General features: G+C 67.8%; 14 protein-coding genes. 9 read left to right on the forward strand and 5 right to left on the reverse strand.

Going from position 1 to position 21,112, the window contains the following annotated elements; all coding sequences use genetic code 11:
• Window positions 1-56: 56 nt before the first annotated feature.
• Window positions 57-704, forward strand: coding sequence for a NeuD/PglB/VioB family sugar acetyltransferase (locus J7346_RS01200; RefSeq protein ID WP_209116937.1), 648 nt, complete (start codon window positions 57-59; stop codon window positions 702-704).
• Between the two features lie 4 nt (window positions 705-708).
• Here J7346_RS01200 and J7346_RS01205 read toward each other — a convergent pair whose 3' ends face one another.
• Entirely contained in the window at window positions 709-1,719 is a 1,011-nt protein-coding gene (locus tag J7346_RS01205; protein WP_209116939.1) for an NAD-dependent 4,6-dehydratase LegB, read from the reverse strand.
• 210 nt (window positions 1,720-1,929) lie between these two features.
• On the opposite strand from J7346_RS01205, the gene J7346_RS01210 reads away from it, so the two are divergent.
• From J7346_RS01210 to J7346_RS01230, 5 genes are all read left to right on the forward strand, one after another.
• Window positions 1,930-3,087 (forward strand): AGE family epimerase/isomerase, encoded by a 1,158-nt coding sequence (locus J7346_RS01210; RefSeq protein WP_209116942.1) that lies wholly within the window; start codon window positions 1,930-1,932, stop codon window positions 3,085-3,087.
• An 11-nt stretch (window positions 3,088-3,098) separates the two neighbouring features.
• Complete coding sequence (locus J7346_RS01215) at window positions 3,099-4,697, forward strand: alpha-amylase family glycosyl hydrolase (protein ID WP_209116944.1); 1,599 nt, start codon at window positions 3,099-3,101, stop codon at window positions 4,695-4,697.
• Window positions 4,698-4,756: 59 nt separating this feature from the next.
• Complete coding sequence (locus J7346_RS01220; protein ID WP_209116946.1) at window positions 4,757-5,557, forward strand: type II secretion system protein N; 801 nt, start codon at window positions 4,757-4,759, stop codon at window positions 5,555-5,557.
• Between the two features lie 195 nt (window positions 5,558-5,752).
• Window positions 5,753-7,204, forward strand: a complete 1,452-nt coding sequence (locus J7346_RS01225) for a hypothetical protein (RefSeq protein ID WP_209116948.1) — start codon at window positions 5,753-5,755, stop codon at window positions 7,202-7,204.
• An 83-nt stretch (window positions 7,205-7,287) separates the two neighbouring features.
• Window positions 7,288-9,939, forward strand: a complete 2,652-nt coding sequence (locus J7346_RS01230; protein WP_209116950.1) for a TonB-dependent receptor — start codon at window positions 7,288-7,290, stop codon at window positions 9,937-9,939.
• A 440-nt stretch (window positions 9,940-10,379) separates the two neighbouring features.
• Here the strand turns inward: J7346_RS01230 and J7346_RS01235 are convergent, their stop codons facing one another.
• The gene (locus tag J7346_RS01235; protein ID WP_209116952.1) at window positions 10,380-13,217 is read right to left on the reverse strand and encodes a pitrilysin family protein; all 2,838 of its coding nucleotides are present in this window, start codon (window positions 13,215-13,217) and stop codon (window positions 10,380-10,382) included.
• 318 nt (window positions 13,218-13,535) lie between these two features.
• Between J7346_RS01235 and J7346_RS01240 the strand changes: the two genes are divergently transcribed.
• The gene (locus tag J7346_RS01240; protein ID WP_209116954.1) at window positions 13,536-14,783 is read left to right on the forward strand and encodes an ammonium transporter; all 1,248 of its coding nucleotides are present in this window, start codon (window positions 13,536-13,538) and stop codon (window positions 14,781-14,783) included.
• A gap of 10 nt (window positions 14,784-14,793) precedes the next feature.
• On the opposite strand, the gene J7346_RS01245 is transcribed toward J7346_RS01240, so the two are convergent.
• Window positions 14,794-15,231, reverse strand: a complete 438-nt coding sequence (locus J7346_RS01245; protein ID WP_209116956.1) for an AprI/Inh family metalloprotease inhibitor — start codon at window positions 15,229-15,231, stop codon at window positions 14,794-14,796.
• Between the two features lie 117 nt (window positions 15,232-15,348).
• Here J7346_RS01245 and J7346_RS01250 point away from each other — a divergent pair, with 117 nt between their 5' ends.
• Window positions 15,349-17,103 carry a type I secretion system permease/ATPase gene (locus J7346_RS01250; RefSeq protein WP_209116958.1) on the forward strand — a complete coding sequence of 585 codons (1,755 nt, stop codon included), beginning with the start codon at window positions 15,349-15,351 and terminating at the stop codon, window positions 17,101-17,103.
• On the forward strand, window positions 17,100-18,455 hold the full coding sequence (locus tag J7346_RS01255; RefSeq protein WP_209116960.1) for an HlyD family type I secretion periplasmic adaptor subunit: 1,356 nt from the start codon (window positions 17,100-17,102) through the stop codon (window positions 18,453-18,455). Before J7346_RS01250 ends, J7346_RS01255 begins: the two co-directional genes overlap by 4 nt.
• 3 nt (window positions 18,456-18,458) lie before the next feature.
• On the opposite strand, the gene J7346_RS01260 is transcribed toward J7346_RS01255, so the two are convergent.
• Together J7346_RS01260 and J7346_RS01265 are read right to left on the reverse strand one after the other, a co-directional pair.
• Window positions 18,459-20,558, reverse strand: a complete 2,100-nt coding sequence (locus J7346_RS01260) for a malate synthase G (protein ID WP_209116962.1) — start codon at window positions 20,556-20,558, stop codon at window positions 18,459-18,461.
• 85 nt (window positions 20,559-20,643) lie between these two features.
• Window positions 20,644-21,051: a helix-turn-helix domain-containing protein gene (locus J7346_RS01265; RefSeq protein ID WP_209116964.1), complete on the reverse strand. Its 408-nt coding sequence runs from the start codon at window positions 21,049-21,051 to the stop codon at window positions 20,644-20,646.
• Window positions 21,052-21,112: the final 61 nt, after the last annotated feature.

The raw sequence follows: 21,112 nt of genomic DNA on the forward strand, positions 1-21,112 counted from the left end.
CGGTCAGGGTGTCAGGGTAGCAGTCTTGTCCGATTCCCGGAGGGGAGCGCCATCCGATGAAGATTGCCATCTGCGGAACGGGCGGATTCAGCCGCGAAGTCGCGCCCCTGGCGTGGGAAATGGTCCGCGCAGCCGGAGCCCGCAGCCCCGATGCCGTCTGTTTCGTGCCGAAAGACGGCGAGGCCTACGAGCCATCGGTGAACGGGCATCCCGTGATCCCGCTGGCCGAGCTGCCCATGGACTACGGCATTGTCGTCGCCATTGCCGAAGCCACCATCCGCCGCCGGGTCGATGCCGAGATGCGGGCGCTGGGCCGGCCTCTCGTCTCTCTGATCGCGCCCACCGCCCTCGGGCGCGGGCCGTGCGAGATCGGCGAAGGGGCTCTGCTGTGCGACCACACGATCCTGACCGCCGATGTGCGGATCGGTCGGCAGTTTCACGCCAACATCTATTCCTACGTCGCGCATGAGTGCGTGATCGGCGACTTCGTCACCCTGGCGCCGCGTGTGTGCATCAACGGCAATACGGTGATCGAGGACGACGTCTATGTCGGGACGGGCGCTATCCTGCGGCAGGGAACCCCGGACAAGCCTCTCCGCATCGGCAAGGGGGCGGTGATCGGCATGGGGGCTGTGGTGACCAAGGATGTCGCCCCGGGCGAGACCGTGGTCGGCAATCCGGCGCGGCCGCTGGAACGACCCTGAACGGCTAGATGGCGTAGGTGCCGGGGCGGTAGCGGGCCAGATTTGCGGGCTCGCGGAACCAGGCGATGGTGTCGTCCAGACCGCGCGCAAATCCGTCCAGTCCGGCATGGGCCGGGCGCCAGCCGGTCAGGGCCTGGACCCGGCTGGTGTCGGCGAACAGGCGTTCAACCTCGCTGGCATCGGGGCGCAGGCGTTCGGCCTCGCTGACGATGTCGATGTCGACCCCCATCCGCTCGGCGATCAGGCGGGCGGTGTCGCCGATCGAGACCTCGAAACCGCTGCCCAGATTGGTCACCCCGCCGATGGCCGCATCGCATTCCGCCACGGCCATGATGCCGGCCACGGTGTCGGACACATGGCTGAAGTCGCGGGTAGGTGAGAGCGCGCCCAGCTTCACCTGACGGGCGCCGGTCGCCAGCTGGGTGATGACGGTCGGAATGACCGCGCGGGCCGACTGGCGCGGGCCATAGGTGTTGAACGGGCGCACCAGCGACACCGGGGTGCCAAAGGCGGCGTGGAAGCTGAGGGCGATCTGGTCGGCGCCGATCTTGGAGGCTGAATAGGGGGACTGGCCCTGAAGGGGGTGGTCCTCGGTCATCGGCACGAAGCGGGCGGTGCCATAGACCTCGCTGGTCGAGGTGGGCACGACGCGCTCGACCCCCAGATCGCGCGCGGCCTGCACGATGTTGAGCGTGCCCGTGACATTGGTGTCCACATAGGCGCCGGGCGAATGATAGCTGTAGGGAATGGCGATCAGGGCGGCCAGGTGCAGCACCACATCACAGCCGGTCATGGCGGTCTTCACGCCGTAAGGATCGCGGACGTCGCCGGCGAAGACGTCCAGAGCGTCCTGGATGTCCTCGGGTGACTGATCCAGCCAGCCCCGGTGGCCGAAGCTGTTGTACTGGACGAAGGCGCGCACCCTGTGACCGTCGCGAACCAGCCGCTCGACCAGATGCGAGCCGATGAAGCCGTCGGCGCCCGTCACCAGAATGCGTTTTCCGCTGAGGTTCATGAGCCGCTCGACCCCTGCTGTCCGGCCCCCGATTCGGCGCCCGGGACCCAGCATGGCGCAAAGGCAGCGGGATCAGAAGGGCCGCGTCCCGAGGTTGCATGGCTGCTGGACAGCCGCTTATATGCCCGCCACTTCAATGGTCTGGTCGTTGTTCATGTATCCCGTATGCACCCGCGCCCGGGGGTTTTCCGTGCCTCCCGGATTTCGCGGATGAGCGTCGGCGATGCCTATCTGGCCTGGCTGAGGGACGATGCCCTGCCGCTGTGGAGCGAGCGGGGCGTCGACCGGCTCTCGGGGGGCTTCTTCGAAAAGCTGCAGGCGGACGGCACGCCCGAGCCCCTGCCCCGTCGTGCCCGGGTACTGGGCCGGCAGATTTATGTGTTTTCGCGCGCATCCCTGATGGGCTGGGACGGACCGGCGGCGGACCTGGTGAACCACGGCCTCGACGCCCTTCCGCGTTTCCGGCGCGAGGACGGCCTGTTCCACTACCGCCTCGACGAAGCGGGGCAGCCTCTGGACGCCCGGCCCGACCTTTATGATCAGGCCTTCATCCTGTTCGGCCTGGCCCATGCTCTTCCCCTGGCTCAGGACAGGGCTGCGGTGATCGATGTCGCCACCAGCCTTCGGCAGGCGCTCAATGAGGTTCGCGCCCATCCGGGCGGCGGATTTGACGAGGACCGGCCGGCGACCGTTCCCCTCAAGGCCAACCCCCACATGCACATGCTGGAGGCGGCCCTGGCCTGGGCCGCCGTCCTGCCGGACGACGAGGCAGCGCCCTGGACCCGGATAGCCGAAGAGCTGGTGACCCTGGCCCTCAACCGGTTCGTCGATCCCGAAACCGGGGCTGTTCGCGAGTATTACGACGCGGACTGGCGGGCCCTGCCGGCCGGCGACGACGCCCAGATCGAGCCGGGCCATCAGTTCGAATGGGGATGGCTGTTGACCCGCTGGGGTGTGGCACAGGGCGATGCGCGGGCGCTGGAGGCCGGACGGCGGCTGGTCGACCTCGGCGAGGCGCACGGCATTGATGCGGCGCGCGGGGTGGCCTTCGGCGGCCTGACCCCCGCCCTCTCGCCCTGCGATCCGGTTGCGCGCCTGTGGCCCCAGACCGAGCGGATCAAGGCGTGGGTCCAGCGGCGGGACATGGCGGCGACCGATGCCGAGCGGTCGCATGCCGAGCAGCGGCTGGAGGCCGCCCTCGCGGGTCTGGTCCCCTATCTGCGCGTGGATCGTCCCGGCCTGTTCCATGACCGGATGACGGCCGACGGCCGCTTCATCGACGAACCGGCCCCCGCCAGCAGTCTGTATCACCTGATGACGGCGGCCGAGGAACTGGCCCATACTCGCCCGGACGATCCATCGATCTGAGGACGGACCCCATGCGCAGCGCGTCGAACGAATGGTGGCGGGGCGCGGTCCTCTATCAGGTCTATCCGCGCAGCTTTCAGGACAGTGACGGCGACGGTGTCGGCGACCTCCAGGGCCTGATCCGGCGGCTGGATCACATCGCCGACCTGGGCGTCGACGGCATCTGGCTATCGCCGGTGTTTGCCTCGCCGATGAAGGACTTCGGCTATGACGTCTCGGACTATTGCGCCATCGACCCTCTGTTCGGGACGCTGGACGACTTCGATGCCCTTGTCGCGGAGGTCCATGCGCGCGGGCTGAAGCTGATCATCGACCAGGTGTATGCCCATACATCCGACGCCCATGACTGGTTCCGGGCCAGCCGGCAGGATCGCACCAACGACCGGGCCGACTGGTATGTCTGGGCCGATGCGAAGGCCGACGGGTCGCCCCCCAACAATTGGCAGTCGGTTTTTGGAGGCCCCGCCTGGACCTGGGATGCGCGGCGCGGCCAGTACTACATGCACAATTTCCTGGGCAGCCAGCCGCAGCTGAATGTGCGCAACCCCGTCGTCCAGGATGCCCTGCTGGACGTCACGCGGTTCTGGCTGGATCGCGGGGTCGACGGCTTCCGCCTCGACGCGATCAACTTTGCCATTCACGACGCGGCCCTGACCGACAATCCGGCCGATCCCCGGCCCGGCCCGCGCACCCGTCCGTTCGACTTCCAGCTCCACCTGTACAATCAGTCCCAGCCCGAGATCCCGGCCTTCCTCGAGCGCCTGCGGGACCTCGGTGAAAGCTATGGCGACCGATTCTTCGTCGCCGAGGTCGTGGGCGATGCGGCCGAGGCCGAAATGCACGCCTTCACCCGGGGAGGCGACCGCCTGCACAGTGCCTACGGCTTCAACTATCTCTATGCCCGCGCCCTGACGGCCGGGCGCGTGGCCGAGACTACCGGACGCTGGCCGGGCGCGGACGGCGAGGGTTGGCCCGCCTGGACTTTTTCCAACCACGACACGCCGCGGGTCGCCAGCCGCTGGGCCGGCACGCACGACACCGGCACGACGGCCCGGCTGGCCATGCTGTTGCTGATGACCCTGCGCGGGAATGTCTTCCTGTACCAGGGCGAGGAACTGGGCCTGCCACAGGCCGAAGTGCCGTTCGAGCGGCTGGTGGACCCGGAGGCCATCGCCAACTGGCCTATGACACTGGGCCGGGACGGCGCCCGCACCCCCATGCCCTGGACCTCCGACGGCCCATGGGGCGGCTTTTCAGAGGTCGAGCCCTGGCTGCCCATGGATCCGCGCCACCTGGACCTGGCCGTCGCGGCGCAAACCGGGGGTGAGCACTCCATGCTGACCCTGACCCGGCATTTGATCGCACTGCGGAAGACCCGTCCGGCCCTGACCACGGGCCGGATGACCATCGTCGAGGCCGACGGGCCGCGCCTGGTCTTCCGTCGGGACGCGGACGGGCAGGCCCTGCTGTGCCTGTTCAATCTGGGCGATTCGCCGATCCGGATCGACGTGCCCGACGGGGCGAGCCTGATGGCCAGCGTAAACGGTGCCGAGGGCACGGCGGGGCAGTTGCCGGCCTGGTCGGGCCAGATCGTCGCCCTGTCGTCCTGACTGCGCATGAATGTCGGCACCATGTCACATCCAGCCGCTACAGGCCGGATATGCGCCGCGTGCCATTTCCATCCGCCCTGTCGTTCCACAGCCTGAGCCCGCGACGGGGGGCCGAGATCGCCCTGGCGGTCGGGCTCGGTGTGGTCGTGGTGGCCGGCATCCTTGGCATGAGCGCGGACGGACGGTCGCTTCAGGCCCCGGGCAGCGCCCAGCGCCCCCTGAGCGACCCTGCGGTGTTCGACCGCTTCGACCCCTTCTTCCGGCAGGGCGAGGCGCCAGCCCTTCTGGACCTGACGGCCGAGGGCTGGCTGCTGTTCGGCACCCGTACCGGGGCAAACGGCACCGCCATCCTGCAAGGGCCGGACGGCACCCAGGCCGCCTATGGCATCGGTGACACAGTCGCGCCCGATCTGGTGCTCGCCGCGGTGGCGCCCGACCACGTCATACTGAGCCGGGGTGGCCATACCCTGCGGCTGGAGTTCAGTGACATCTCCATCCCCGCCCCCCCTCCTCCGCCGGAGGGCGTCCCGTCCAATCTCTCGGGGGACGCCGCCATGGCCGCGGCCGAAATGGGTCTGACGCCGCCCCCCGCAGACGCCTATGTCGCCGGTCTGCGCCCCCTGTCCCGGGACGGGCAGATCGAAGGCTATGTCTGGCGGCGCGGGGCGCAAATCCCGGCCCTGTCGGCCGCCGGGCTGCGCGAAGGCGATGTGGTGACGGCCGTGAACGGCGAGGCGCTCAGCCGGGACGAACGCGTCCAGGAACTGGGCCAGATCCTGGGCACCGGCACCCCCGTGACCCTGACGGTGCGCCGCGGGGGCCAGACCCTGAATGTGACAATCAATCCGCCTTCGGACTAGATGACGCAAATTCTATACTTGCAGTATAATTGTCATCTTGCGCGATATTGATCTGATAACTGACTATCCGTCACATCGCATAACATTTGCGTCATCTTAATATTGCAATGACCGCCTAGAGGACTGGACCCGGGGTTGCCGGGTGCGTCACACGGGGTGCGGGTAACCCAGACATTCATTCCGAGGGGTTCCCCAATGCGTCTTTCCAAGATTCTGCTCGCCAGCGCGACTGCCCTGGCCCTGGCCTCGTGCGGTTCGGCCGAGGTGGCCTCGCCCGGCGAAGGCGATTTCGGTGGCGGCACCGGTGGTGGCACCGGCGGCGGTGGCACCGGTGGTGGCACCGGCGGCGCGGCCGCGGACTGCCCGACCGGCTTTGCCAATGTCGGCACCATCACGACCGGTGCGGGCGCGACCCTGCGCAACTGCCAGCTGCCGGCCCTGATCCTCGGCAATCTGGTCGTCGCCCAGCGCGCGGGCACCATCTATTCGGTCTCGGGCCGCACCGACGTCGGCCAGGACCGCGGCGCTGACCCGGCCGCCCCGATCGCCGGCGCCCAGCAGGGCATCCTGACCGTCGAGCCGGGCGTGACCGTCTTCGGTTCCGGCGGCCTGGACTACATCGTCGTCAACCGTGGCTCGCAGATCTTTGCCGAAGGCACCTCGACCAGCCCGGTCGTCTTCACCAGCCGCCAGTCGGTTGAAGGCACCACCGGTGTCGACTCGATCGGCCAATGGGGTGGCCTGGTCATCCTGGGCCGCGCGCCGACCGCCGTCTGCCCGGCCGGCGTGACCCCGCCGAACGTGGGCTGCGTCGCCCAGGTCGAGGGCACCAACGCCTTCTACGGTGGCAACACCGGCGCCGATAACTCGGGCCGCCTGCGCTACTTCCGCCTGATGCACTCGGGCTTCCAGATCCTGCCCGGCAACGAGCTGAACGGCATCACCCTGGCCGGCGTCGGCTCGGGCACCACCCTGGAGTACATCCAGGTGCACAACAGCTCGGACGACGGCATCGAGCTGTTCGGCGGCACGGCCAACCTGAAGTACGTCGTGCTGACCGGCAACGACGACGACTCGCTGGACACCGACACCGGCTGGCGCGGCGCCGTGCAGTTCGCCATTGTCCGTCAGGCTCCGACCCGCGGCGATCGTGGCTTCGAGTTCAGCTCGGCCGGTAACCAGGCCCTGTTCACCCGTCCGGTCATCTCGAACGCGACCATCATCGGCCGCACCGACGGCGCCGGCGGCGACGGCATCGTCCTGAACACCGGCCACGCCCTGCAGCTGTACAACTCGGTCGTGTCCAAGCCCTCGGGCACCTGCTTCGACCTGGACGACGCGGCCACCGTGACCAACGGGCCGACCTTCAACTCGGTCTATCTGTCGTGCGGCACCACCTTCCGCGCTGACGGCAACCAGGACGCGGCGACCTCGGGCATCTTCGCCACCGGCTCCAACAACAGCGCCGGCGGCACGACCCTGAACGGTGTGGTCAACGGCACCAATGAAGCCGCGATCACCCCGACCCCGGTCAATGGCGTGAACGGCTTCCTGTCGAACACGACCTACATCGGTGCCGTCCGTGACTCGAGCGACACCTGGTACGCCGGCTGGACCTGCGGCATCTCGGCCGGCTCGACCTGCTGATACCTGCGCCTGTCGGGGCGGCGGTTCTGACGCCGCCGCCCCGATTCGTCGTTTCCCGATATTTCCCATTCGAGGCGCTGATCATGAAGACGCTTTCCCTGACACTGAGCGGCCTGCTGCTCGCCAGCACGGCGCTGATCGCGCCCGGCGTGGCCCTGGCCCAGCAGCAGGACCCGGTCCCGGCCCAGTCCGACGCCCAGGACCCGCAACAAGAAGCCCAGGTCGACGAGATCGTCGTCCTCGGCCGCTATATCCCCGAGCCCCTGCGCGAAACCTCGGAGGTTGCCTCCTTCGTCACGCGCGAGGACCTGCAGCGCACCGGCGATGACGATGCCGCCGCCGCCCTGACCCGCGTCACCGGCCTGTCGGTCGTCGAAGGCCGCTTTGTCTATGTGCGCGGTCTGGGTGAACGCTATTCCTCGGCCCTGCTGAACGGCTCGCCGCTGCCCAGCCCCGAGCCCCTGCAACGCGTGGTGCCGCTGGACCTGTTCCCCTCGTCCGCGCTGGACGGGGTGACGGTCCAGAAGACCTATTCGGCCAACTATCCGGGCGAGTTCGGTGGCGGCGTCATCGACCTGCAGACCATCACCGCCCCGCGTGAGCCCTTCCTGACCATCTCGGCCAGCATCGGCGGCAATCTGGAGACCACGGGCCGCGAGGGTTACATCTATTACGGCTCGCGCACCGACTTCACCGGCTTTGACGACGGCACGCGCGACGTGCCCGGCCTGCTGCGCGACGCGATCGCCACCGGCAACCGGGTCGCCACCGGCGCCAACTTCACCTCGGCCGACATCCAGGCCATCGGGCGCGACTTCGTCAACGCCCCGCTGAACCTGCTTCAGACCCAGGACTACATTCAGCCGAACTTCGGCCTCGACATCGCAGGCGGTCGCTCGTGGGACGTGGGCGCCGGTCTGGAGCTGGGTCTGGTGTTCGTGGCCGGCTATGACAACAACTGGCGCACCCGGACCGGCATCCAGCAAGAAGGCCGCCTGGATGTCGATCAGCTGGTCGTCCAGACCAACTATGACTACGTCTCGACCGAGAACGACATCGGTCTGAACTTCCTGGGTGGCCTCAGCCTCGGCAACGAGAACCACCAGCTGAAGTGGACCAATCTGTACGTCCGCAACGTCACCAAGGAAGCCCGCACCCGCGAGGGCGTGGACTTTGCGGCGCCGGGCACCGGCGAGGTGCGCGACGACTATACCGAATGGTTCGAGCGCAGCCTGTTCACCAGCCAGCTGGCCGGCACCCACTGGCTGATGAATGGCGATCTGGAGCTGAGCTGGCGCGGGGCCTATGCCCGCACCGACCGCGACGCTCCCTATGAGAAGGTGATCCGCTATCGCCTGGACCCGGATGGTGTCTATCGCCACGACACCGAGGCCCAGCGTAACTCGACCAGTTTCTCGGAGCTGGAAGACGAGATCGTCAGCGGCGGCGCCGACTTCGCCTGGACCACGGCCCTGTCGTCGGTCCGCGACATGACCGTGCGCGGCGGCGTGGCCTATAGCGACAACACCCGCAACGCCGAGCGTCGCGACTTCCGCTTCTATGCGCCCAACGGTCTGCCGCTGGACGTTCAGGACAGCCGCGTCGACTATCTGTTCTCGGACTTCAACCTCGGCCCGGCCCTGCTCGAGCTGCAGGAAATCACGCCCTCGGGCGGCGCGGCCGCCTATGAGGCCGGCCTCGAGACCCAGGCCGCCTATCTGCAGGTCGAAGCCGAGATCGTGCCGCTGGTCAGCGTTTCAGCCGGTGTCCGCTATGAGGACGCGACCCAGTTCGTGACCCCGATCGACCTGTTCGGTGGCGCCTTGGTGTTCCAGCCGACCGAGCTGCAGAACAGCTACTGGCTGCCGTCGGCGACCCTGACCTGGAACTTCGCCGAGGACATGCAGCTGCGTCTGGGCGCGTCGAAGACCATCGGCCGTCCCCAGTTCCGCGAGCTGGCCCCGCAGCAGTATCTGGATCCCGACAACGATCGCCTGTTCTTCGGTAACCCCTATCTGGTGGATACCGAGCTGGTGAACCTGGACGCCCGCGTCGAGTGGTATTTCGCCCGCGGCCAGTATGTGACCGGCGGCGTCTTCTACAAGGACATCGAGAACCCGATCGAATCGACGATCAACGACATCGGCAGCGTCATCCAGCAGACCTATCTGAATGCGCCGAACGCCACGCTGATGGGCTTCGAGGTCGATGCCAAGAAGTACTGGGAGATGCCGGACCACAGCTGGTCCTTCATCGCCAACAAGCGCTGGCTGGTGCAGGCCAACTACACCTTCACCGACTCCGAGGTGAATGTGGACGCGGGCGACACCGTGCGCGTGCTGTCGGCCGGCGGGGCCGAGCGTCCGGCGTCGGACTACATCATCGACGGCAGCCGCATGCAGGGTCAGTCGGAACACCTGGCCAACCTGCAACTCGGCTGGGAAGACGACATGGCCCGCTCGCAGGCGACCATTCTGGTGACCTGGGTGTCCGAGCGCAGCTCGGCCCGCGGCCGCCCGGGCGAGCCCGACCTGATCCAGGAGCCGGGCGTGATGCTCGACTTCGTCTATCGCAAGGACTTTGAATGGGGTGGCCGCGACATGGGCCTCGCCATCGAGCTGCGGAACCTGCTGGACGAGGAATATCTGGAGTATCAGGAACTGGGCAACCGCATCACCGCCAATGGCTATGACCTGGGCCAGAGCGGTTCGATCAGCCTGACCACCCGCTTCTGATCCTTCAGAAGTCTTCCTCCCCACGACTGCAAGGGCCGGCTCGCAAGCGCCGGCCCTTTTTCTTTGGGCGCTCCGACGGACGAGCTACGCATGCCCGGCTTGTGAAAGGCGCCGCACCCCAAGGGGTTAACGACACCCGGCGATGACCTGCGCGCCCTGATCCAGAGTCGCACTAAGATGTGCAGCCCTTTTCAGCCACCGGAGGAAGCGACCCCTTTTCAGACCATTCAGACGGTTCAGACGGTCTTTTTCAGACGGCGGGCGGGTCTGACCATCGGCCTCACAGGCCAGACGAGGCCCCGGTTTCAGACGATTCAGACGATTCAGACCGTCTTTCTGGAGGCCGCGTCAGGGCGTCGTCTCGCCTGCCCTGCGCGCAAGAAAAAGGGCGGCGCCCGATGGACGCCGCCCCCTGTCAGTCGTGTCGTGTGGGGTGAGCCCTACTCGACAGGATCGCCGTTGATGTCGACCACGCGAACCTCACCCAGACCCAGTTCGCGGATCTTGGGCTCGATGGCCTCGCGGTCACCGACGACCACCCAGACGGTCGGACCGTCGCCCAGCACGTCCCGGGCTGCGGCCGAGACCGAGACGGGGGTGGTGGCGGCCAGTCCGGCGGCGCTGCGATCATAGTAGTCGTCCGGCAGGCCGTAGACGACCATCTGGACCAGATCACCGGCCACCGAGCCATTGGTTTCCCAATCGCCGGCCATGCCCTGGATCAGATTGGCCTTGTGCGCCGCCAGTTCCTGCTCGGCGACCGGACGACCGTCGACGATGTCGGTCAGTTCGCGGTCGATCTCGACCAGGCTGTCGGCCGTGCGGTCGGCCTGCACACCCGTCGAGACGAGGAACAGACGCTCGCCCGGCGTGCGGCGGATGCCCGAGCCGGCGCCGTAGGACCAGCCCTTGTCCTCACGCAGGTTCATGTTGATGCGGCTGGTGAAGGCCCCGCCCAGCGCCGTGTTCATGGCGGTGATCGCGGGTTCGGTCTCCGGGTTCAGCGGATCGATCAGGCGACCGGCCATGATGATCGACTGGGGACCGGGCCGGTTGACGATGAGCACCTGCGGCTGGCTGTAGCTGGGCGGCGTACCGACGCCCGCACGTTCGGGCAGCGGGGTCGAGGGCGCATCCCAGTCCGAGAAGGCGCGCTCCAGCTCGGGCACCAGTTCCGCCATGGTCGTGTCGCCGACGACCACCAGGGTGGCGTTGTCAGGACGGAACCAGGTGTCGTGGAAGGCCCGGGCATCCGCCGGGGTCAGCGACTGGACCGTGGCCTCGGTGCCCGAGGTCGCGCGGCCATAGGGGCTGTTGTCGCCATAGAGGGCGTCGGCCAGAACCCGGTTGGCGATGGCGCCCGGGTTACGGTTCGACTGCTGGATGCCCGAGATCTGCTGGGTCCGCGCCCGCTGGAAGTCTTCCTCACGGAAGGCGGGGTTCATGACCACATCGGCGAACAGGTCCAGCGACGGCCGCAGGCGCGATTCGATGGCGGTCATGCTGACGACCGTATAGTCGACGGCCGAGTTGGCCCCGAGCGTGGCGCCCAGCAGCTGCTGGCGGTCGCTGATCTCGAGGGCATCGAGGGTCTCGGTGCCGTTGGTCATGACCGCAGGCGTCAGGACGGCCAGGCCGTTCTTGTCTGCCGTTTCGGCGGCAGCACCGGCGTTGACGATCAGGTTCATGCTGACGGTCGGCACACCTGAACGGGGGGCCAGAACGACCTGCAGACCGTTGGACAGCGTCGCCCGCTCGAAGTCGGGGAAGCTGGCCATCGGCATTTCGCCGGCCTGCGGCATCTGCGAGCGATCAGCCCCCGTGGCCGCAGCCTGATAGTCCGGGAAGGGCAGGACCTCGAGGCTGTAGGAACCGTCCGACAGCCATTCACGACCCGCAGCGACCAGATCGGCCGGACGCGCGTCGAGGATGCGCTGGTAGCTGACACGCCAGGCGGCGGGGTTGTCGTGGAAGACCTCGCCTTCGGCCAGCAGGTCGGACTTGCCGCCGAAGCCGCCGATCCGCTCCAGACCGCGCACATAGGCCGAACCGGTCGAGGTCCGGGCGCGCTCCAGTTCGATCGGCGTCGGGCCGTCGGCCAGCAGGCGGGCGAGTTCCTCATCGATGATCGCCTCGATCTCGGCCAGATCCTGACCCGGCTTGGCGGTCGCGATGATCATGAACTGGCTGCCGATCTCGCCGTCCGAGACAAAGGCGCCGACATTGGTGGCGATCTGGTCATCGAACACCAGACGCTTGTAGAGGCGCGAGTTGCGGCCCGAGGTCAGCACCTGGGCCAGCAGGCCGAGGTGGTCAGTGTCGGCCTCGCCGGCCGGCGGCACGTTCCAGACCTTGTACAGACGCGGCTCGCCCACGCGGTCGTACATGACCTCACGCTGCTCGCCTTCCATGCGCGAGATCATGCGGGCGGGCTGGGTGACGGGCGGTCCGGGCGGGATGTCGCCGAAGTAGTGCTGGACCTTGGCCAGCGCCTCTTCCGGCGTGATGTCGCCGGCCAGCACGATCACGGCATTGGCCGGGCCGTAGTAGCTGCGGAACCAGTCCTGCACGTCGCTCAGTTCGGCGGCGTCGAGGTCAGCCATCTCGCCGATGACGGTGTGGCCGTAGGGGTGGTCATCCGGATAGGTGGCGAAGGTGATGGCGTTCCAGGCGCGGCCATAGGGCTGGTTCTCGCCCTGGCGCTTTTCGTTCTGGACGACGCCGCGCTGCTCATCGAGACGGGCCTGGTCGACCGCGCCCAGCAGGTGACCCATGCGGTCGCTTTCCAGCCACAGCATGGCGTCGAGGCCGCTGGTCGGGACGTTCTGGAAATAGTTGGTGCGGTCGTTGTTGGTCGTGCCGTTCTGGTCGGTGGCCCCCAGCAGCTCGGTCGCCTTGAAGAAGTCCGAGTTGAAGTTCTCCGACCCGTTGAACATCAGGTGCTCGAACAGGTGGGCGAAGCCCGAACGGCCTTCCGGCTCGTTCTTGGAGCCGACGTGGTACCAGATGTTGACGGCGACGATCGGGGCCTTGTGGTCCTCGTGCACGATCAGGGTCAGGCCGTTGTCCAGCACATAGCGGGTGAAGGGGATGTCCACGTCGGGAAGCGGCGGCAGGGCCGAGTCCTGGATCAGGGCATCGGCATCCGAGGCCGTCGCCGGCACCATGGCCTGCGGATCGGGACGGAGATCGGTCGACTGGGCCTGGGCGGCAGTCGCCAGGATGGCGGGCAGGCAGGCGCCCGCAATCAGATAGCTGCGAAGCGTGGACGGTCTCATGGATACACCCCTGTTTCCGGCTCCTCTACCGGAGCCTTCCCGAAAGTCCTAAACCGGGACCGACGCCGCGCAAAGGGCGCGAACATTGCGAATCCGTAAGGTTTGAGGAGGGGTTACGCAGCTGCGAAGCCGAAGGGCGGGAACGTGCACGAAGCCAGAGCCCGCCCGTCACACGCCGCATGATCCCCTCGATATTGCACCGCACACGAAAGGAATTGCCTATCGCAGCGCAATAGGTTCCTATGCGGTTCCGGGGGGTCGGGTTCAGCCGGAGTCGGCCTCGCCGCCTCCTCCCCTGAGCCGCCCCGGATCCCTGACATGCCCCCTTCCCCGCTTATGGCCCACCAGGCCGCCCTTGAGATTGACGCCGCCGCGACCGGCTGGATCCTGACGTCGACGGCCCTGGTGCTCCTGATGACCCTGCCGGGACTGGCACTGTTCTACGGCGGCATGGTGCGCCGCAAGAACCTGCTGGCGACCATCGCCCAGTCGACTGCCGCGCTGTCGATCGTGACCGTGCTGTGGTTCGTGGCCGGCTACAGCCTGTCCTTCGGCCAGGGCCCCGCCGCCCTGAACAGTCTGGTGGGCGGGCTGGATGCAGCCTTCCTGCGCGGCGTCGGCATCGACACCGCCCACAGCCTGTCACCGGGCCTGCCGGAGTTCCTCTGGATCGCCTATCAGCTGACCTTTGCCATCATCACGCCGGCGCTGATCGCGGGAGCCTTTGCCGAGCGGATGAAGTTCTCGGCCTCGCTGCTGTTCTTCGGCCTGTGGCACCTGATCGTCTATGCGCCGATCTGCCATCAGGTCTGGGGCGGCGGCTATCTGGGCGGCATGGGCGTGCTCGACTTTGCCGGTGGTGCCGTGGTGCACGTCAACGCCGGCGTCGCGGGTCTGGTCTGTGCTCTCGTGCTCGGGCCGCGCCATGGCTTTGGCCGGGACAATATGGCGCCCCACAACCTGTCGCTGACGGCCATCGGCACGGGCCTGCTGTTCGTCGGCTGGCTGGGCTTCAACGCCGGTTCGGCCTGGGCAGCAGACGGCATTGCCGCCGTTGCGGCCCTCAACACCATCCTGGCGGCGGCCACGGCGGCGCTGGGCTGGATGGTCGTCGAGTGGTTCGACCACAAGAAGCCGACCCTTCTGGGCCTGCTGTCCGGGATCGTCGGCGGTCTGGTCGGGGTGACGCCGGCCGCCGGTCTGGTCGATCCGATGGGCGCGTTCCTGATCGGCGCGATATCGGGCCCGGCCTGCTACTTCGGCGCAGTCTGGCTGAAGCGCGCCCTGAAGTACGACGACAGCCTGGACGCCTTCGGCGTGCATGGCATGGGCGGCATCGTCGGCGCCCTGCTGACGGGCGTATTCGCGTCTGCGGCCATCAACCCTGCGGCGGACGGCGCCTCGATCCTCAATCAGGCCTTGGGTCTGGTCGCGGTCATCGCCTGGAGCGCGGTCGGCACCTTTGCGGTCCTGATGATCTGCCGCTTCACGACCGGACTGAAGGTCACCCGCGAACAGGAGATCGAGGGCCTCGACGTCACCCAGCATGGCGAGGGCCTTCACTGACCGCCCGGACCTACATCATGGCAGCGGGTTCGAGCCGGTAGGTCACGCCGCCGGTTTCAGCCTCCATGCGGTTCAGCCCGGTGCGCCGGAAGCGGAGTACCGGCTCGCCACCGGCATCCGTCAGGGCGACCAGACCGCCGATGACACGCCACCCCGCCACCCGGGCGATGGCCGTCTTCTCGCAGCCCTCCAGATAGACGCCGAAGCCCTGGCCCTGTGGCGTCGTCTGGAGCGCAATGCGGCACTCCCTGTCGTCCGGACGGTCTGATGCATACAGCGCCCAGAGCCCGCTGACCTCTTCGGGGCCAACCGGAAGGGCATCCTGGGGGGCGTCGGTCATCTCGGGAGCTCCGGTGGCGGGCGATGCCTGGGGTTCGGCCGCCGTGCAGGCTCCGGCCGCGAAGGCCAGCGCGAGCAGGCCGGCGAGACCGGGACGGAGTCCGTCCATGGCAGGAAACTCCCTGTGGCGACGGCCGTTTGCCGACATGGTACTATCTCGGTCACCAATCGGTGGCTAGAGTAAGACATCCCCCGGTCGAACGTCGGCCGAACCCCTGAGTTGCGCGTGTTCAACGACCTGATCCCCGGAAAACCCGGAACCGAGCCTCTTGCCGAGGCGATCAAGGCGTGTCGCCCGCACTTTGGTTGGGCGGCCGTGTTCAGCGCGCTCGTGAACCTGCTGTATCTCACGCCCACCCTGTACATGATGCAGGTGTATGACCGGGTCGTACCGACCGGGGGCGTGCCGACATTGCTGCTGGTCAGCGCCATCGCCGTGTTTGCCCTGGCGACTCTGGCCCTGCTGGACTGGCTGCGCACCCGGCTGCTGGTGCGGGCGGGGCTGAGGCTGGACCGCCTTCTGGTCTCCCGGCTGCTGGGCCGGGTTGTAGACCTGCAGGCCCATTCTCCTGGCAGTCAGGCGCTGCGAGAGTTCGACCACGTCCGAAGCGCCGTGTCGGGACAGGGCACCCTGGCCCTGTTCGATGTGCCGTGGACGCCCATCTACATCGGCTGCTGTTTTCTGCTGCACCCCGCGCTCGGCGCCCTGACCCTGGCGGGCGGAATAGTGCTGTTCGTGCTGGCGGTGCTGAATGAGCGGGACAGTCGTCCGCGCCTGACCGATGCCATGAAGGAAGGGCAGGCTGCCTATGCCGCCCAGGAAAGCATGGCGGCCCAGAGCGAGGTTGTCCGGGCGCTGGGCATGCGGCAGGCCGGGATCGCCCTGCAGGTCCGCCAGCGCCAGATCGCGACCCAGCGGCAGGCCGAGGCCCAGTTCACTGGCGGTCGCTATACCGGCATCATCAAATTCCTGCGCCTGATGCTGCAGTCTGCGGCCCTGGGGCTGGCTGCCTATCTGACGGTCAATGGCGAGATTTCGGCGGGGTCGATCATTGCCGCCTCGGTCCTGCTGACCCGGGCCGTGCAGCCGATCGAACAGATGGTCGGTGCCTGGCCTACCCTGATGCAGGCCAGGTCCTCATGGAAATCCCTGCTGCAGATCTTTGCCTCCACCGCCCGGGTGGACCGGGAACTGACGACCCTGCCCCCGCCGGAAGGCCGGCTGTCCCTGGAGCAGGTCACGGTGCGTCTGCCCGGCGCCCAGACGACGCAACTGAAGGGTGTTACCCTGACGCTTGAGCCGGGGCAGGTGCTGGGCGTGATCGGCCCGAGCGGGTCCGGCAAGACGACGCTGGCGCGGGTGGTGGCCGGCGCGATTACCCCCACCTCCGGCTCGGTCCGGCTGGACGGGGCCGACTATGACGCCCGTGAAGGCGACCGGCTGGCGGAATATATCGGCTATCTGCCCCAGGTGCCGGGCCTGTTTGCCGGTACCGTGAAGGACAATATCTCGCGCTTCCAGTCGGCGCTGGGCGCGCCCGCCGAGGAGGTCGACCGGGAAGCCATTGCTGCGGCGCAGGCCGCAGGCGTGCATGAGATGATCCTGCGCCTGCCCGAGGGCTATGACACCCGCCTCGGCCCCAACGGCGCCGGCCTGTCGGTCGGGCAGTCCCAGCGGGTCGCCCTCGCCCGCGCCCTCTATCGCAATCCGGTCGTTCTGGTTCTGGATGAGCCGAACGCCAATCTGGACCAGGAAGGCGAGACCGCGTTGGTCCAGGCAATCCGCACTGCGACCGCGCGCGGCACCACCGTCATCATGGTCGCCCACCGTGCCGGCGTGCTCGGCATTGCGGATCGTTTGCTGATGCTGAAGGACGGGGTGCCGCAGATGGAGGGCGCTCGTGACGAGGTTCTGGCCCGACTGAATCCGGGCCGGACCCGCCCGACCGTCGTGCCCCCGCCGGGAGCCCGGTCGGCGTGAGCGAAACCCCGGCATCATCCGGCCAGCCCCGTGCGAACGTTCTCGACGACACGGTAGAAGACTCCCCACGCGGTGAGCTGCGGGTCGGGCTGGCCATTATCGGCCTGTTCTTCATCCTGTTTCTGGGATGGGCCGCCTTTGCCCCGCTGGATGCCGGCGCCTTTGCGACCGGACAGGTCGCCGTCTCGGGAAATCGCCAGGCCGTCCAGCATCGCGACGGCGGCGTCGTCAGTGCGCTTCACGTCGCGGAGGGGGACACGGTCGAGGCGGGCCAGATCCTGATCGAGGTCGCAGGCGGAGAACTGGCGGCGACCGAGCGGGGCCTGACCGGACAGGTCGTGGCCCTGCTGGCACAGCGCGCCCGGCTGGCGGCCGAGCGGGATGGACTGGGCGCGATTCCCGTCCCGCCCGAGTTCGCCGCCATGTCCCCCGAGGATCAGGCCCTGGCCAATGAAGCCATGGCCCTGCAGCGCCAGCAATTTACCGCCCGACGCACGGGTCGCTCGACCCAACGCGGCGTACTGGGCCAACGGGTCAACCAGCTTCAGCAACAGGTCTCCGGCTATGAGCGGCAGCTGGAAGCCAATGCCGAACAGAGGCGTCTGATCGCGGAGGAATTGGCCGACGTCCGCCGACTGGCCGAGCAGGGCTATGCGCCCATCAGCCGGGTGCGCGCGCTGGAGCGACAGGCGGCGGCTCTCGACGGCGAGGCCGGGTCGTTGCGTGCCGAGATCGCGCGGGCCAATGAGGCCATGGGCGAGGCGCGGCTGCAGATGTCCGGCGTCGGCACCGACATGGACGAGGACGTGACCGAACAGCTCCGCGCGGTCGAAGTTCAGTTGAACGAACTTCAGCCTCGCCTGTCAGAGGTGCGCGCCCAGATCGAGCGCAACCGGGTGCGGGCGCCCGTCTCCGGCCAGGTCGTCGGCCTGACCGTCTTCACGCCCGGCGGCGTGATCCAGGCCGGGCAGACGCTCATGGAGATCGTGCCGTCGAACGCGTCGCAGATCATCGTGGCCCGGGTTCAGCCGAACGACGTCGACAATCTGCGGGTGGGTCTGCTGACCGAGGTGAAATTCCCGGGCCTGCGCTCATCCAACCCACCGATCCTCAAGGGGCGCGTCGAACGCATTTCCGCCGACAGCTTCACCGAAGAGGGCTCGAACGCCCGCTACTTCCGGGCCGAGATCGTCGTGCCCCCGGAAGAGCTGGCCAAGCTGGGCCGGGGCGCCGATTCCATCCGGACAGGCTCGCCGGTCGAGGTGGTGATCGTACTGCGGCGCCGGACCCTGCTGCAGTACATGATCGAGCCCCTCGCGCGGGGCCTGTGGCGGACGGGAAGCGAAATCTAGCGCCTATCCCGCCGCCTTCACCTGCTGGCGGAAACGGTGGAGCAGGGGTTCGGTGTAGCCGTTCGGCTGCTCGACGCCTTCGAACACCAGCGCCCGCGCCGCCTGGAAGGCGAGGCTGTCGTCGAAAGCGGGCGCCATGGGGCGATACAGCGGATCGCCCGCATTCTGGGCATCGACCTTGGCCGCCATGCGTCGGAGGGCGCCGTCGACCTGCTCGGCCGTGCAGACGCCGTGCAGAAGCCAGTTGGCCATGTGCTGGCTGCTGATCCGGAGTGTCGCGCGGTCCTCCATCAAGCCGACGTCATGAATGTCGGGCACCTTGGAACAGCCCACGCCCTGATCGATCCAGCGCACCACATAGCCGAGGATGCCCTGGGCATTGTTGTCCAGCTCCTGCTCGATCTCTTCGGCACTCCAGTTGCGGCCCTCGGCCAAAGGCGGGGTCAGCAGGTCCTCGAGCGGGCGCGGCCCGGCGGCGCCCATTGCCTTTCGCACTTCAAAGACGTCGGTCTGGTGATAGTGCAGCGCATGGAGGGTGGCGGCCGTCGGTGAGGGCACCCAGGCGGTGTTGGCCCCCGTCTTGGGATGGCCCGCCTTTTCGTCCAGCATCTGCGCCATGCGGTCCGGCGCGGCCCACATGCCCTTGCCGATCTGGGCCCGGCCCGACAGGCCGCACTGGAGGCCGATCGCCACATTGCGCTGCTCATAGGCGGCGATCCAGGTGCTGGTCTTGATCTCGCCCTTTCGCACCACCGGCCCGGCCTGCATCAGGGTGTGGATCTCGTCGCCCGTGCGGTCGAGGAAGCCCGTGTTGATGAAGACGATCCGGTCCTTCACCGCATGGATACAGGCGGCCAGATTGGCCGAGGTGCGGCGCTCCTCGTCCATCACGCCGACCTTGATCGTGTGGCGCTCCAGCCCCAGCAGGTCCTCGACCGCGTCGAACAGGCGGTTGGTGAAGGCGCACTCGTCCGGCCCGTGCATCTTGGGTTTGACGATGTAGATCGAGCCCGCGCGGCTATTCCGGTAGTGCCCCAGCCCGCGCAGATCGTAGAGGCCGATCAGGCTGGTGAGAATGGCATCGAGGATGCCTTCGGGGGCTTCCGAGCCATCGGGCATCAGCACCGCCGGGGTGGTCATCAGGTGGCCGACGTTCCGCACGAACAGGAGGGCGCGCCCGGGAAGGGTCAGTTCTGCGCCCTCGGTCGTGACATAGGTGAGATCGGGTGCGAGGCGGCGGGTCAGGGTCTTGCCACCCTTGTCGAAGGTCTCGGCCAGATCGCCCTTCATCAGGCCCAGCCAGTTGCGGTAGGCCGCGACCTTGTCCTCGGCGTCCACGCAGGCGACCGAGTCCTCCAGATCGACGATGGTGGTCAGCGCCGACTCCAGCAGGACATCGGCGATGCCCGCCGGATCGGTGCGGCCGATCGGGTGGTCCGGGTCGAACACCACCTCGATATGCAGGCCATTGTGGCGGAACAGGCGGCCCCGTTCGGTCTGGCCCACATACTGTCCGGTGTCGCGCAGGGCGATGCCCTGATGCGGGTGGCTGAGCTCGGCCCACGAGCCTTCGACCAGCGGCAGGGCCTCGTCCAGAAACGCCTTGGCCCGGGCGACGACGCGGGCACCGCGGTCCGCGTCATAGCCACCCGCGGGCGGCAGGTCGCCCAGCGCGTCCGTGCCGTAGAAGGCATCGTACAGACTGCCCCAGCGGGCGTTGGCGGCGTTCAGGACAAAGCGGGCGTTCAGCACCGGCACGACCAGTTGCGGACCGGCCAGGGTGGCGATTTCGGCATCGACATTCTGCGTGCCGACGGTGAAAGGCGCGGGCGCCTCGGCCAGCCAGCCGATCTGCTTCAGGAAGTCGCGCTGGGCGGCCACGTCGTACGGCTGGCCCTTGCGGTCCCTGTGCCAGGCGTCGATGCGGGCCTGAAGATCGTCGCGCACAGCCAGCAGGCGCCGGTTCTCGGGCTCGGCCCAGTCGAGCAGCGCCCGCACGCCCGACCAGAATTCCCCTCCGTCGATCCCCAGCCCCGGCAGAACCTCGTCCTCGACAAAGGCCGCAAGGATGGGGGCAACGGTCAGATCGGCACGGACGGGCATGGGCAGTCAGTCTCCTGTTCCGGGGAGCTGTAACATTCCGTGATGACCCGGCGTAAGTCGAGGCCCGATTTTGCAGCGCAGCGGATCAGGGCCGGGCCCGGGCGTCGAAGTCCGCCCGGGCAGCCTCGATTTTCTCCAGGTTGGCCTCCGCCCAGCCCCAGACACCGCAGAAGGCCTCGGCCAGCGTCCGGCCCATATCCGTCAGGGCATAGTCGACGCGCGGCGGAATGACCGGGTGGACAGTGCGCGTGACCAAACCGTCGCGCTCCATCTGGCGCAGGGTCTGGGTCAGCATCTTCTGGCTGATGTCACCCACGTGCCGGCCGACCTGGGTAAAGCGGGTCGGACCGTGCTCTTCCAGGACCTCGAGGATCAGCAGGGTCCACTTGTCCGCCACGCGCCCGATCACCTCCTTGACCAGGGCCTCGACGCGCGGGTCGGCGGGCATGTCGGTCACAGGATCCTTAATGCGGGCGGGCGGAAGCGCCGTCATGGCCGTCACTCTCCTTCAGGTAAGTACAAATCTTTTCGGTGCCTTCTTACCACAAGTGCGC

This window comes from Brevundimonas sp. A19_0 (genome assembly GCF_017744255.1).
Classification (GTDB): Bacteria; Pseudomonadota; Alphaproteobacteria; order Caulobacterales; family Caulobacteraceae; genus Brevundimonas.